Source organism: Sphingomicrobium sp. (assembly GCA_036563485.1).
GTDB lineage: Bacteria > Pseudomonadota > Alphaproteobacteria > Sphingomonadales > Sphingomonadaceae > Sphingomicrobium.
In genome coordinates this window covers 254872-268001 of sequence record DATCMI010000001.1, presented here as the reverse complement: position 1 = coordinate 268001, position 13130 = coordinate 254872, and the positions used below count along the sequence as shown (strand labels likewise).

The 13130-nt window shown below is 65.3% G+C and carries 12 protein-coding genes and 1 tRNA gene; 7 read left to right on the top strand and 6 right to left on the bottom strand.

The features are described from left to right. The first annotated feature begins 105 nt into the window (after positions 1-105). Positions 106-897 carry a SapC family protein gene (locus VIL42_01415; protein ID HEY8591503.1) on the top strand — a complete coding sequence of 264 codons (792 nt, stop codon included), beginning with the start codon at positions 106-108 and terminating at the stop codon, positions 895-897. Positions 898-903: 6 nt separating this feature from the next. Here VIL42_01415 and VIL42_01410 read toward each other — a convergent pair whose 3' ends face one another. Next, a complete protein-coding gene (locus tag VIL42_01410; protein ID HEY8591502.1) occupies positions 904-1746 on the bottom strand; it encodes an N-formylglutamate amidohydrolase in 843 nt (280 codons plus the stop codon). 121 nt (positions 1747-1867) lie between these two features. On the opposite strand from VIL42_01410, the gene VIL42_01405 reads away from it, so the two are divergent. Continuing rightward, entirely contained in the window at positions 1868-2245 is a 378-nt protein-coding gene (locus tag VIL42_01405) for a response regulator (protein ID HEY8591501.1), read from the top strand. Here the strand turns inward: VIL42_01405 and VIL42_01400 are convergent. Both VIL42_01400 and VIL42_01395 read right to left on the bottom strand, forming a co-directional pair. Then, positions 2242-2484: a helix-turn-helix transcriptional regulator gene (locus VIL42_01400; protein HEY8591500.1), complete on the bottom strand. Its 243-nt coding sequence runs from the start codon at positions 2482-2484 to the stop codon at positions 2242-2244. The genes VIL42_01405 and VIL42_01400 overlap by 4 nt on opposite strands. Continuing rightward, complete coding sequence (locus VIL42_01395; GenBank protein HEY8591499.1) at positions 2484-3020, bottom strand: hypothetical protein; 537 nt, start codon at positions 3018-3020, stop codon at positions 2484-2486. Before VIL42_01395 ends, VIL42_01400 begins: the two co-directional genes overlap by 1 nt. A 90-nt stretch (positions 3021-3110) precedes the next feature. Between VIL42_01395 and VIL42_01390 the strand changes: the two genes are divergently transcribed. The 3 genes from VIL42_01390 (at position 3111) to VIL42_01380 (ending at position 4977) form a co-directional block, all read left to right on the top strand. Continuing rightward, a complete protein-coding gene (locus tag VIL42_01390; protein ID HEY8591498.1) occupies positions 3111-4052 on the top strand; it encodes an ABC transporter ATP-binding protein in 942 nt (313 codons plus the stop codon). Between the two features lie 14 nt (positions 4053-4066). Then, a complete protein-coding gene (locus VIL42_01385) occupies positions 4067-4792 on the top strand; it encodes an ABC transporter permease (GenBank protein ID HEY8591497.1) in 726 nt (241 codons plus the stop codon). A 110-nt stretch (positions 4793-4902) separates the two neighbouring features. Next, a tRNA-Val gene (locus VIL42_01380) sits at positions 4903-4977 on the top strand. 28 nt (positions 4978-5005) lie between these two features. Here the strand turns inward: VIL42_01380 and VIL42_01375 are convergent. Beyond that, positions 5006-6049, bottom strand: coding sequence for a glycoside hydrolase family 43 protein (locus tag VIL42_01375; GenBank protein HEY8591496.1), 1044 nt, complete (start codon positions 6047-6049; stop codon positions 5006-5008). A gap of 84 nt (positions 6050-6133) precedes the next feature. Here VIL42_01375 and VIL42_01370 point away from each other — a divergent pair, with 84 nt between their 5' ends. After that, on the top strand, positions 6134-7186 hold the full coding sequence (locus VIL42_01370) for a glycoside hydrolase family 43 protein (GenBank protein HEY8591495.1): 1053 nt from the start codon (positions 6134-6136) through the stop codon (positions 7184-7186). Then, entirely contained in the window at positions 7129-8415 is a 1287-nt protein-coding gene (locus VIL42_01365; protein ID HEY8591494.1) for a glycoside hydrolase family 172 protein, read from the top strand. Before VIL42_01370 ends, VIL42_01365 begins: the two co-directional genes overlap by 58 nt. 11 nt (positions 8416-8426) lie before the next feature. Here the strand turns inward: VIL42_01365 and VIL42_01360 are convergent, their stop codons facing one another. Further along, on the bottom strand, positions 8427-9941 hold the full coding sequence (locus VIL42_01360) for a tryptophan halogenase family protein (protein ID HEY8591493.1): 1515 nt from the start codon (positions 9939-9941) through the stop codon (positions 8427-8429). 106 nt (positions 9942-10047) lie between these two features. After that, the gene (locus tag VIL42_01355; GenBank protein HEY8591492.1) at positions 10048-13044 is read right to left on the bottom strand and encodes a TonB-dependent receptor; all 2997 of its coding nucleotides are present in this window, start codon (positions 13042-13044) and stop codon (positions 10048-10050) included. Positions 13045-13130: the final 86 nt, after the last annotated feature.

The following is a 13130-nucleotide window of genomic DNA, read 5'->3' as shown; positions in this document are numbered from 1 at the left end:
GCCCCGGCTTGCCTAATCCGGCGGACGGCAATAGAGGCCCGACCACCCAGATATTGGCCGTTCTTGGGGATCCCCCGGACGTCCGCACCCCAGGAGAAGACCAGGATGGCGACTGCCGCGCCGAGCCAGAACTTGCCGATGTTCTACAAGGAGCTCCAGCCGCTCAGCACGAGTGAGCATGGCAGCATGCACGTTCGCGCGGTGGAGGACATGTCGCAAGTGGCACGTACACATGCGATCCCGCTGACCGTGGATGAATTTCCGCTGGTCCAGCGGCACTATCCGATCGTGTTCTCGGTCGGCGAAAATTCCGTGCCGCTCGCGCTCATGGGCCTCAACGAGGGCGTGAACGTGTTCCTGGACGATCAGGGCCGGCCGCTCGATCCCAATGTCTACATCCCGGCCTACCTGCGCCGATACCCGTTCCTCCTGGCCCGTCTGCGGCCCGACAGCGACGAATTGTCGCTATGCTTCGATCCGACATCGAAAGCCGTCGGCGACTTCGAGGACGGCGAGCCGCTGTTCGATGGTGACAAGCCGAGTGAGGCGACCAAGGCTATCCTCGAATTCTGCGAGCAGTTCGAAACGGCGGGACAGCGGACCGGCAGCTTCATGGACGAGCTGAACAAGTCCGAACTGCTGATGGAGGGCGAAGTCGCCATCCAGCCCGAAGGCGCCGAGCAGCCCTTCATCTATCGCGGTTTCCGCATGATCGACGAAGAGAAGCTGCGGAACCTGCGCGGCGACGAACTGCGCAAGATGAACCAGAACGGCATGCTGCCGCTGATCTACGCGCACCTCTTCTCGCTCAGCGAGATGCGGAACGTGTTCGGCCGCCAAATGCAGCAGGGCAAGGGCCCGGCTCAGGTCCAGCAGCCGGCGCCGGTGAACGCCTAAAGAGGCTTATTCCGCCGCGGTTGCGTAACCGTCGCGGTCTAGCAGGGCTTCACCAAGCTCGAGCGCCAGGCGGTCGAGGAAGGCCGCGACGCGGTCGAACCCTGGACCGGGCTCGTGCATGCTGTCGTCTAGATAGCAGCGGCGGTCGACCTCGATCTGCAAGGCGTGGACGCCCTGTGCGGGGGCGCCGTGGCGGGCGACCACATGACCGCCGGCAAACGGGTCGTTGACGGCAGCTTCGAACCCGCAACTCTGCGCGATCGCGACCGCTTCACGGACGATCCATCCGTCGGCGGTTCGTCCCCGGCAGTCCCCGAACACGATCGGCGCCACCCCTTTCGGAGGCGGCGGCATCGAGTGGCAGTCGAGCAGCAGCGCGCAACCGAAGCGGTCGACTGTTTCCGAAAGGAGCTCAGCAATTGCGCGATGATAGGGGCGATGCGCCTGATCGAGCCGCTCATCGAGCTGGAGTGAGGTGATCGGGCGCCGCCACAGATAGCCATGCTGCTGAGTGCGGGCGGGGACGATGCCGAGGCCGCCGCGCGCACGCGCCGTAACACGGCCGCGTGGCGCACCGTCGACGACGGAAGGGTCGACATCCTCTTCGCCGCGGTTGCAGTCGATCGCCGCCCTCGGAGTCCTTGCGACCACAGCGCCGCAGCCGCGCTGGAGCGCGCGCCACACCAGCCTGTCGACGAGCGGGTCTTCGAGCGAACGGAGCGCCGCTTTGCCCGCCGGCGCATTGTCGACCAGCCAGTCGGGATAATCGCGGCCCGCGTGCGGGACCGACAGCAGGACGGGCAAGGAACCGCGCAGCGGATGGACGATTGGGGAGGCGAGTGCCGTCACGTGTCTGATGCGGGCCGATCCTGATACTTGTGCCAGTTTAGGACTGGCACTGAAGAGCTGCAACGCGCGACGCCAATAATCGCTTCTAGAAAAAGAACCTCGGTGAGAGCATAGAAAGACGATGGCGAGAATCCTGCTGGCTGAAGACGATACGTCGATGCGCGAGTACCTCCAGCGCGCGCTTCAGCGCGTCGGCTATGAGGTGGAGTCGGTCGGCTGCGGCACCGAGGCGATGCCGCTCTTGGAATCGCAGCAGTTCGATCTGCTGCTGACCGATATCGTCATGCCGGAAATGGACGGGATCGAGCTGGCGCAGAAGGCGAGCGCCATCGACCCGTCGATCCGCGTGATGTTCATCACCGGCTTTGCCGCCGTGGCCTTGCAGGGCGGCCGCACGGCGCCGGAAGCCAAGCTTCTGTCGAAGCCGTTCCACCTGAAGGACCTGGTCATGGAAGTGGACCGGATCTTCCAGACCGAGGACCAGCACGGCCGCCTCTAAGCGGCGCCGGCTCCCTCCTCTTCCGGCTCGTCTGAGTCCGGGTCGAACGCGAGCAATTCTCCTGGCTGGCAGTCGAGCACGCGGCACATGGCGGCCAGCGTCGAAAAGCGGATGCCCTTCACCTTTCCCGTGCGGAACAGGGACAGCTGCGTCTCGCTGATCCCCATCCGCTGCGCGAGGTCCTTGGCCTTCATTCGGCGTCTGGCCAGCACTTCGTCGAGCGTGACGATCATCCCCATTAGAAGATCTCGTCCAGCTCGCCCTTGAGGCGAGCGGCTTCACCCTGCAGCTCGGCTGCACGCGCCAGCAGTCGCCCGAGCAGAATCAGCGCGAGGCCGACCACGCCCACCGCGAGATAGGCTGTGTCGAAGTGGAGGACGCTGCCGACATGCTGCATCGAGCCGCCGGGCATGCCGCGCAGGTCGAGGATGCGGTAGAGGTTCGGCACGCCGACCGCGCTCATGGTCGCGCCGGCCGCCACGGCGGCGCCCGCCCGGGTGCAGCCACTGGCGATGGCCGGGCCGAAAACACCGCCCGCGGCGAAGCTGGCGAATGCGCCCCGGATTGCCGCGAGCCCATAGAGGTAGAAAACGGAGGGCGCCCAGGTGAGCAGCGACCAGGCGAGGAGCTGCATCGAGGGGCCGCCGCGGCGCTCCAGCACGGCCAGCCCGATAGCGGTTGGCACGACGATGACCAACGCGGTCAGGACGAGCAGGGTCAGCGTAAGCTGCGCGAACCAGCGGCTTTGCCGCCGAAGACGCTCGATATCGACCATCTGCGGACCTCCAGACGTTTAACTTGCACTTAAATAGAATTTAGGTCTAACTTAAACCGAATCGAACGTTGCGCAAGAAGGACGTGCATGATGAACGCGATTGAGACTCACGGGCTGAAGCGCAGGTTCAAGGATCAGTGGGCGGTGGACGGCGTCGACATCGCGGTGCCGGAATGCAGTGTCTACGGCTTCCTCGGCGAGAATGGCGCGGGGAAGACGACCACGATCCGGCTGCTGCTGGGGCTGTTGAAGCCGACCGCCGGGACGGCGGCGATCTTCCGCCACGACGTCGCCCGTGAGCGGCGGCAGGCGGCGCGGCTGGTCGGGGCGCTGGTCGAGACGCCATCGCATTACGATCACCTGACCGGGCGCGAAAACCTGGACGTGACGCGCCGCCTGCTCGGCTGCGAGCAGGCGGAGATCGACCGCGTGCTCGAAATCGTGGACCTCGCGGCAGCGGCCGATCGCGGCGTCGGCGGCTATTCGCTCGGCATGCGCCAGCGGCTCGGCGTTGCTCGGGCACTGCTCGGGCGGCCGAAGGTTCTGATCCTCGACGAGCCGACCAACGGCCTCGATCCGAACGGCATTCGCGATATGCGCTCGTTGATCGCCGGCCTGCCGCAGCGCGAAGGCGTGACCGTCCTCGTCTCCAGCCATGTGCTGGCCGAAGTCGAGCAGTTCGCGACCCATCTCGGCCTCATGCATCGTGGGCGGCTATTGACCCAAGGGACGATCGGCGAGCTCAAGGCGCGGCAGGCGAGGACCATCCGCTTCGAAGTCGACCGGCTCGAAGCGGCGCTCTCCCTGCTCTCGGCTGCCGGTGTCCGCGCCGAGCGCGAGGGCGGCTTCGTGACCGTCCTTCCTTCTGGCGAAGTGTTGAGCGGCACCGTAGCGGCGCGGCTCAACGCCTTGCTCGTCGGCGGCGGACTGGCGGTCAGCGGCGTCGAGCTTATCAAACCGAGCCTCGAGCAATTGTTCGTCTCCGTAGTCGGCGCGGAGCCGGCCGCGCCCGAACTCGCGATCGCGGCCTGAAGGAGCGACTGGACATGATTGCCGCTTTCACCACCGAGATCATCAAGCTCCGCCGCTCGCTTGCGCTGCTGCTGTGCGTCGCCGCACCGAGCATGGTTGCGATCCTTGCAACCGTGATGCTGATGGACCGCGACAAGCCGTCCGACTGGCAGACCTTCGCCATCGGAAGCACCGGCCTGTGGTCGTTCTTCATGCTGCCGATGACGGTGACCGCACTGACGGTGCTGATTGCGCAGATGGAGCACGGTCCGCGCTTCTGGAACCATTTGCTCGCGCTGCCGGTGCCCCGCTGGCGGATCTTCATGGCCAAGGCGTTGGTGGTGGTGCTGCTTGTCGCCGCGATGATGGCGGGGCTTGCGATCCTGATGCCGCTTGCCGGGCGGCTCGGCGAAGCGCTGGCATCGGGTCAGCAGCTGACCGGCACGCTGGATATGTGGCAGTTCGTCGAACTGCTCGCGACGATGTTCAAGGGTTCGTTGCTGCTGATCGCCGTTCAGCTGTGGGCGGCCCTGAGGTTTCGGAGCTTCGTGCCGCCGCTGGTGATCGGCATCGGCGGGACGTTCGTCGCGGTGGTTGCGACCGGCGCCAAGCAGGGCGTGTGGTTCCCGTGGCTGATCCCGACGAACGCGCTCGCCTCCGACCCGGCGCGTGGTGAATTCGCGATTCAGCTCGGCCTGTGGGGCGGCATTGCGGCGCTGGCGCTCATGGTCCTGGACCTCAACCGCAAGAGCTTCGCCTAAGGCGCGAATGGCAGGGGCAGGCGGCACACGCTTCGGGCTTGCGTGCCGTCGCCTGCCCACCTAAATGCCGCTCTCCGAACGCGGCCCGAGGCGGCTGCGGACGGCCGGGTGGGCGTGTAGCTCAGTGGTAGAGCACTGTGTTGACATCGCAGGGGTCGCAAGTTCAATCCTTGCCACGCCCACCATTTTTCCTCTTTCGATCAGCGACTTGAATTAGAGCGCGGGCGCCGCCTGAGCTGTTTCGGTGGGGCCTTCCACCACCGGCCAGCCGTCGACCCATTTGATCTTGTCGATCAGCATGATGCGGCGGGTGTTGATATCGTCGCTGGCTTTCTCGCGCGGTTTGGCCGTGTCGACCGCGTGATAGGCGATCCAGTCCTGGCCGGCAGCGTCGGTTACGATCGAATTGTGGCCCGGCGCGAACCAATGGCCGCGCTTTTCGAGAATGATGCTGTGCGGCTTGCCGGTCGCCTGTTCCAGAGTTTCGAACGGTCCCGTCGCGCTTCGCGAGCGCGCGACCATCACCGCGTAATTCGCCTTTGCCCCGCAGCAATTGTCGCCTGAATAAAAGAGGTAATAATAGCCGTTGCGGCGCACGACCCACGCGCCCTCGACAAGGGCCGGGAACGCGTCCTTGACCGGGTTTGGCCAGACGAGATCGATCGCCTTGCTGCTGGGTGCGAACGAGATCCGATCGGGGCCGAGTTCCTGCACCTTGATCGGCTTGAAGCCTGAGCCCCAGTACAGGAGGCGCTTGCCGGTGGCGGGATCGTCGAAGCTCATCGGGTCGATGTTGACGAAGCCTTCGCCGCACTGAAGCGGATGGCCGATGTCGGTGAATGGGCCCGCCGGCGAGCTCGCGGTTGCGATCGCAAGGCACAGCCCGCGCTTGTCGTCGGCATTGTCGGGCTTGGCCGAATAATACATGATGTAGCGGCCGCCATCGCGCTCGACATGGGGCGCCCAGAAGTCCTGAGTCGTCGAGGCCCAGCCCGGCTTGGCCGGAAGTGCATCGCCCAAATAGGTCCAGTGGACGAGGTCGGGCGAGCGAGCGACCTGGATGTTGACCATCTTGCCCGCGCGTTCGCTCTGCGTCGCATAAGCGTAGAACTGCCCGTCGGGCGCCCTGATGACCGTCGGGTCCGGGAAGTCGGCGTCGAGCACCGGATTGGCGAAGCTGGCGGCTGTGGCGGCGCGCGGCGCCGGCGCGCAGCTTTGAAGCGCGATGGCGGCGGCGATGGCGATCACAAAACGCACGCGCCCACCATAAGCGCTCGAGGTCCTTTGCGGAAGCGGCACGCACTTGCTACCTTCACCGGCCAGTTCTCAAGGAGACGTCGGATGACCTCGCGCGTGTTGGCAAGGGCGTTCGCAGCCGCGGCAAGCCTGTTCCTCGTCGCCGCCGCGCCAGCTGCGGACCCGTCCTTCGTTCCGGTCCTGGAGACGAATTTCCCCGACGCGTTCGTGCTGCAGCGAGGGGGCGACTTCATCGCTTATGCGACCAACGACGGTGCCAATGTGCCGGTCGCCACGTCACGCGACCTGAAGAACTGGGCCCTCGTCGCCGATCGCACTGACCCCAAGAAGAAACATGATGCGATGCCGAAGCTCGGCAGCTGGGCGAAGGAAGGGTTCACCTGGGCCCCTGAAGTGCTCGAGCTCAACGGCAAGTACCTGCTTTACTATACAGCCAGTGATCGCAAGCGCGACGCCCAGTGCATCGGCGTGGCGGTCGCGTCCGATCCGCTCGGTCCGTTCGTCGACAGCAATGCCGACCCGATCGTTTGCCAGACGAAGCTCGGTGGGACGATCGACGCCAATCCTTTCCGCGATGCCGACGGCAAGCTCTACCTCTACTTCAAGAATGACGGGAACCGGGTGCGCGCGCGGACCAGCTTGTGGGGGCAGGCGCTGACCCCGGACGGCCTGCGCCTCGTCGGCGAGCCGGTCGAGCTGCTCAAGGACAATGAAAAGTGGCAGGAGCGGGTGATCGAGGCGCCGACCATGGTCCGCGGCCCGGGCGGCTACAGCATGTTCTATTCGGGCGGCTTCTTCGGCTGGAACCCGGACGAGGGTGGGCTGTCGCCCTACGCGCTGGGTTATGCGAGCTGCTCGGGGCCGCTGGGGCCGTGCACCCCGTTTCGCGAGAACCCGATCCTGCACAGCTTCAAAGACCGTGGCGCCGGCTGCCTCAGCGGGCCCGGGCACCAGAGCATCTTCACGGTCGGGAACCGCACCTTCATGAGCTTCCACGCCTGGGCCGCGACGGCGTCGTGCCGCAAGGGCGAGGACGCCCGCTATCTCTATGTCGCGCCCTTGTTCTGGAAGGACGGCAAATGGGTGATCGGCCCGAGCATGCGCCCGACGGCGGCGCGGAGGGGCGAACGCGGGTGAGGCCGCTCCGAGCTTTGGTCGCGGCCGCGGCGCTCATCAGCGGGGCGGCGGGAGCCCAGGACCTATCCGACCTCAGCCGTTACCGCGCCGGCGAGCAGACGCGCTGGATCAGCCCCGAAAACCGGTCCGGGGCGAAAGGTGCGGGTGGGCTCGAGAACAAGGGCGCAAAGGGCCATGCGTTCGACACGATTGCTGTCGGCGGGTCCTACGTCATCGCGGACATCCGCGGTGCAGGCACGATCGACCGGATGTGGATGACCATCGAAGACCGGTCGCCGGAGGCATTGCGGGGTCTCAAGCTCGAGATGTTCTGGGACGGCGCGCGCACGCCGGCCGTGTCGGTACCGCTCGGCGACTTCTTCCTTCACGGCGCCGGCGAGATGGTGGCGATGGAAACCGCCCTCTTTGCCAGTCCCGAGGGCCGCTCGTTTGTATCCTACGTGCCGATGCCGTTTCGAACGGGGGCGCGGATCGTGATCACGAACGAGTCGCTGAAACCGGTCAACCTGATCTTCTTCGATGTGAATTACCGTGCGGTCCGGGCGCAGGCGCCGGACACGCTCTACTTCCATGCCTGGTGGCACCGCGACCGCGCGACGAAGCTTGGACAGGATTTCGCCATCCTGCCTCGGGTCAGCGGCAGGGGCCGCTTCCTGGGCGCAAGTGTCACCGTGCTCACGAACCCGGTCTATGAAAAGACCTGGTGGGGCGAGGGCGAGGTCAAGATTGCGCTCGACGGCGACCGCAGCAACGCGCCGTCGCTCGTCGGCACCGGCACCGAAGATTATATCGGCACCGCCTGGGGCCAGGGTGCCTCCATCAACCGCTACCAGGGCGCGCCGATTGCCACCTGGGACGATGAGGGACGGTGGACCTTCTACCGCTTCCACGTCCCCGACCCAATCTGGTTTCACAAGGATGTCCAGGTGTCGCTGCAGATGATCGGCGGCGCGCGGAAGAACATCGTCCAGGGCCTGCTCGCGAAGGGTGCGCCGATGATTCCGGTGACCATCGACCCGGGCTCGAGAAACAATTTCCAGAAGCTGCTGGAGAGCGGCAAGCGGCTCGACGATCCGGCGCTGCCCGATGGGCATACGAATTATCATCGCAGCGATGACGTAGCGGCCGTCGCTTATTTCTACCTCGATCGGCCGGATGGGCAGCTTCCTCCGATCCAGCCGGCCGCAGAGCGGATGGCCGCGATCAGGAAACCAGCCGAAAAGAAATAAGGCTCTCGCCGCTATGCCGCCGCTTCGGCGCGGCAGGCCTGGGCGATGAAATCGGCATGCGTCGGCATGTGCTCCGCCATGCGAAGATAGCTGAGCCGCATCTTCTCCAGCGCATCCGCGGCATAGTCCGCATCGATGGCACCGACCGCGGGCTCCGGCGCTTCTGGGACGATCCCTTGGCCGAGCAGGACGGCAACCCAGCTCGCGGTGCCGAATAGTTCGGCGCCTTCGCGGAACACGCGACCCTTTGACCGCCAGAGCTCGATCTTCGTTGCGAGTTTGTCCGGCACTTCCATGGTCCGGCAGTAGTTCCAGAATTCGGAATCGTCGCGGCGCGTCGCTTTGTAGTGAAGCACGATGAAGTCGCGGATGTCTTCGAAGAGGTCCCGAATCTGCCGATTATATTCGTCGCGTTCGGCGGGGTTGAAGCGGCGGTCCGGAAACAGCGCGAGCAACTTCGACAAGCCGACCTGCACGAGGTGGATACTCGTCGATTCTAGCGGCTCGACGAACCCGCTGGCGAGACCGAGCGACACCACATTGGCGTTCCAGGCGAGCCGCCGGCGCCCGGCGGTGAACCCAAGGTGGCGCGGCTGGGTCAGCGGCTCCGCTTCGAGGTTCGCGAGCAGCAAGTCCTCCGCGGCGGCCTTCTCGAGGTGCGCACTCGAATAGACGAGGCCATTGCCCATTCGGTGCTGGAGCGGGATGCGCCACTGCCAGCCGGCCTCACGTGCAGTCGAGCGGGTGAAGGGCTCGGGCGGGCCCGCGAGCTTGCTCTGCACGGCGCAGGCGCGATCGCACGGCAGCCAGTGGCTCCAATCCTCGTAGCCGGTCGCGAGCTTCTGCTCGATAAGGAGCCCGCGAAAGCCCGAGCAGTCGATGAAGAGGTCGCCGTCGATCCGTTTGCCGCTGGCGAGCGTGACGGCAGCGACATTGCCGCTGTCGGGATCGAGGGAGACGTCGACGATCTTGCCTTCGACACGCTGGACTCCGCGCGCTTCGGAGTGGCGGCGCAGGAATTGGCCATAGAGACCGGCGTCGAAGTGGAAGGCGTAAACCAGCTGCGACAGCGGCAGGCGCGCATCCGGCCCAGGCCGGGCAAAGCGGCCAAGCTCGGCCGCGGCGCCGCTCATCGACCAGTAGCGGATGTCCTGGATCGGCCTGCGCTGCGCTTCGCGAAGGTACAATTGGTGGAAATGGACGCCGCGGAAATCCTGTCCGTGCGGCCCGAATGGGTGGAAGTAACGTTCGCCCTTCGCGCCCCAGTCGATGAACTCGATGCCGAGCTTGAACGTGCCTTGGCAAGAGGCGAGGAACTCATCCTCGTTGATGCCGACCATATTGTTGAAGGCGATCAGCGGCGGGATTGTGGCCTCGCCGACTCCCACTGTGCCGATTTCGTCGGATTCGATTAGGCAGATGTCGATCGCATGCGGGTCGAGCAGCGCCGAGAAAGCTGCTGCCGCCATCCAGCCGGCGGTGCCTCCGCCGACGATCACGACTTTCCGGACCGCATGTTCGTTCATCCGGCCATTCCTGCATGCGGGCCTTGCTTAGGCAAGCGGTCGGCACTCGCGCGGGCACAAAAAAAAGAAGCGGCGCAGTGGCCGCTCCTTTCCTTGATTAGAGAACTTAGTTGCCGCGCTCTCCGCGCTCCACCGGCGCCGGCGGCGGCGGGGGAGGCGGCGGCGGAGCCGGCTGCTCCACCACCGGCGGCGGGGGAGGAGGCGCAACCTGCATCGGCGGCGGCGGCGCGGCCTTCCGCCCGCCGAAGCGGAAGCGGATACCGCCCGAGATCACCGATTCGTTGTACCGGACCACCATCGGGAATTCTTCGCGCCCGGTCGGCACGCCCGCGGCATAATCGACGCGCACGATATCCGAGCGGAACGGGACATTGAGGATGTTGGTCCAGTCGAAGAACACGGTCAGGTTGTCGCGGATATTGTAGCTGCTCGACCAGTCGAGGCGGCCGGTGCCGCGCCCGCGGCCCTGCAGGGTGAAGAAGCCGTCGCGCGGGTCGAGCGTGCCTTCCGGATAGCTGGTGCGGTGGTTGTAGGAGAGACGAGCGCTGAGCGGCCCGTTCTCGTACATGCCGACAAGGTTGAAGGTCCACTTCGATACGTCCGGAATACGAGTCCGCACGACCGTCGCATTCGCGCCCGCTGGTCCGGGTACGCATTCCGCCGCCGTGGGAGCGCAGAACAGCGGGAAGTCGATCTTCGCGTCGATATAGGTAGCGTTCGCCTGAACGCCGAACGACCGCGCCCATGTCGGCACAAAATCATAATCGAAGAAGGTGCTGACCTGCGCTTCGAGGCCCTGGATGCGGCCATTGTTGGTGTTGACCGGACCAGTGATCTGGATCGGCAAGCCGGTGGCTTCGTCAGGCTCCGGATAGGTCACCGCGCGATTGACGATGAAGCCCTTCATGTCGCGGCGGAACGCAGCGACCGAGGCAAAGCCCGTACGCGAGAAGTAATATTCGAGGCTCGCGTCGTAGTTCCGCGACCGCAGCGGATCGAGGAACGGGTTGCCGCCCCGACCCGTCCGAATGCAGTTTGCCTGGGCGGGAGTGCAGGTCGGCGCCGTGTCGAGCACGAGGCCCGGGTTGAGCTGCTCGAACTGCGGGCGGGTGATCGTCTTGGTCGCTGCAAGGCGCAGCTTCAGGTCATCGCTGAGCCCGATATTGACGTTCAGGTTGGGCAGCACGGTGGTGTAATTGTTCTTCACACCGACGGGCAGCGCCGCAGCACCCGGATCCGCCCTGAAGCCTTTGATGTCGTCCTCGGTACGAACGACGCGCACGCCGATGATACCGTCGACCGGCAGACTGCCGTCGAAGTTGAACTTGATCTGGCCGTAGCCGGCGAGCGTCTTCTCGTTGATCGAGAAGTTGCGAGTCGGCACCGGGACCGGCGGGTTGGCGTCGTTGTTCTGCGCACGATCGCGGTTCGGATCGATCGGCACGCCACGGTCGACGTTGAACTGCCGCAGCGCTTCAAGGTTCGACCAGACGCTGTCGAACGTGGGTGCAAGCCAGCTCAGCGGCGTCGGCTTCAGCGGGTCGCCGCGGAATGCCGAGTGGAGCATACGGTAGTCGAGCGGCACGTCGGTGATCGGAATGCCCATGTCGTTGGCGTTCCAGTACCGAGCGCCACCGGACCGGCTCGCGTCGCGGTTGGTGTAGCGGACACCGGCCTGGATGACCGGCAACCAATCAATGCCGGCAGGCTTGTATTCGGCGTCGAGCCGGCCTTGCCAGTCGTCGCCCTTGGCGGTCAGATAATCTTCGAAGAAGCCGCGATAGGCGTAATTGCCGGGATCGGAGAAATCGAGGCCGTTGACCGCAAAGGTCGGGCCTTCGCTGCCGATCGTGCCCGTGAACCAGTCGACCGAATAATCATTCCGGTTGATGTAGAAATCGACGCTTTCGGTACGCAGGTTGAATTCGCTGCTGGTGCGGGCGAGGTCCGCGGTCAGGCGCAGCGGCCCTGCGTCGTAACGGCCGCCGACGGCGAACTGGTAGGTGTTGGTGCGGCGCTTGGTGGCGCCCTGGAAACCTTCCGCACGGCGCGGACTGATGACCGTACCGCTGACGATCCGGTTGCTGTTTCCGTCGAGAACGATGTTCTGGTAGTTCTCCGGCGCTGCGCCCCAGAGCGGCTGCGACCACATGGCGTCGGTATTTTCTTCCCGATATCCTTGCCACAGGCCTTCGGCGTAGAGTTCCAGGTCGGACGACGGACGCCACTGCAGCGCGCCATTGACCGACGGACGCCAGCGATCGGCTTGGTCGTAGTGGATTTCAGGCCAGTCCGGCGACCGCGCGCCGGCGAGGTTGGCGATGAAGAAGCCATGACGGCGGATCGAGTCCTGGTACGCAAGGCGCGTGTAGGAGAAGTTGATCAGCGCGCCGATTTCCTGACCGTTCCCGAGCTCCCAACGGTTGGTGAGCAGAAGCTGTGCATTCGGCTTCAGCTCGCGCGACTGGCGCGGGTAATTGGCCCAGACGGAGCCCGCCACTTCGAAGCCGCTGAAGTCGAACGGCCGCCGCGAACGGACGTTGATCAGCCCGGCGATGCCCGGCTCGACGAGATTTGCGGTCGAGGTCTTGAACGCTTCCAAGGCTGCGATGCCGCCGGCGGGGAAGTCCTGCAGCGCGACGGAACGCGTTTCCGCCGTGAAGATCTCACGACCGTTATAGGTCGTCGTGTAATAAGTGTTGTCGAGGCCGCGAAGCAGTACGCGCCCGGCCTCACCGCGTGCGCGCTCGACCTGCACGCCCGGGATGCGGGCGGCGGTGTCGGACACGGTGATGTCCGGCAGCTTGCCGATGTCTTCGGCGACAACCGCATCGACGACCTGGTCGCTGTTGCGCTTGATGTTGCGTGCGGACTGCAGCGAACGGCGAAGACCGGTCACGACGATCGCAGTGTCCTCGCCCGGAGCCGCGGCCTGCGGGCTCTGCGGCGCGTCCGGGCTCTGGATCGGATCGGCAGGGCTTTGCTGCGCCTCCGCTCCCGGGTTCGGTGGAACGACAACTTCCTGCGCAAGGGCAGGCGCGGCGGCGGCGAACATCGCCGTCAGCCCAGTGGTAGACCAAAGCAAGGAATGAGTGCGCCGCATAAATGAGTCCCCCTCAGCGACAATGCCGACCACGTCAGCCGGTTTGTGTTGTGTTTTTATGACGCTGTTGCGCGAACTTACAAGCG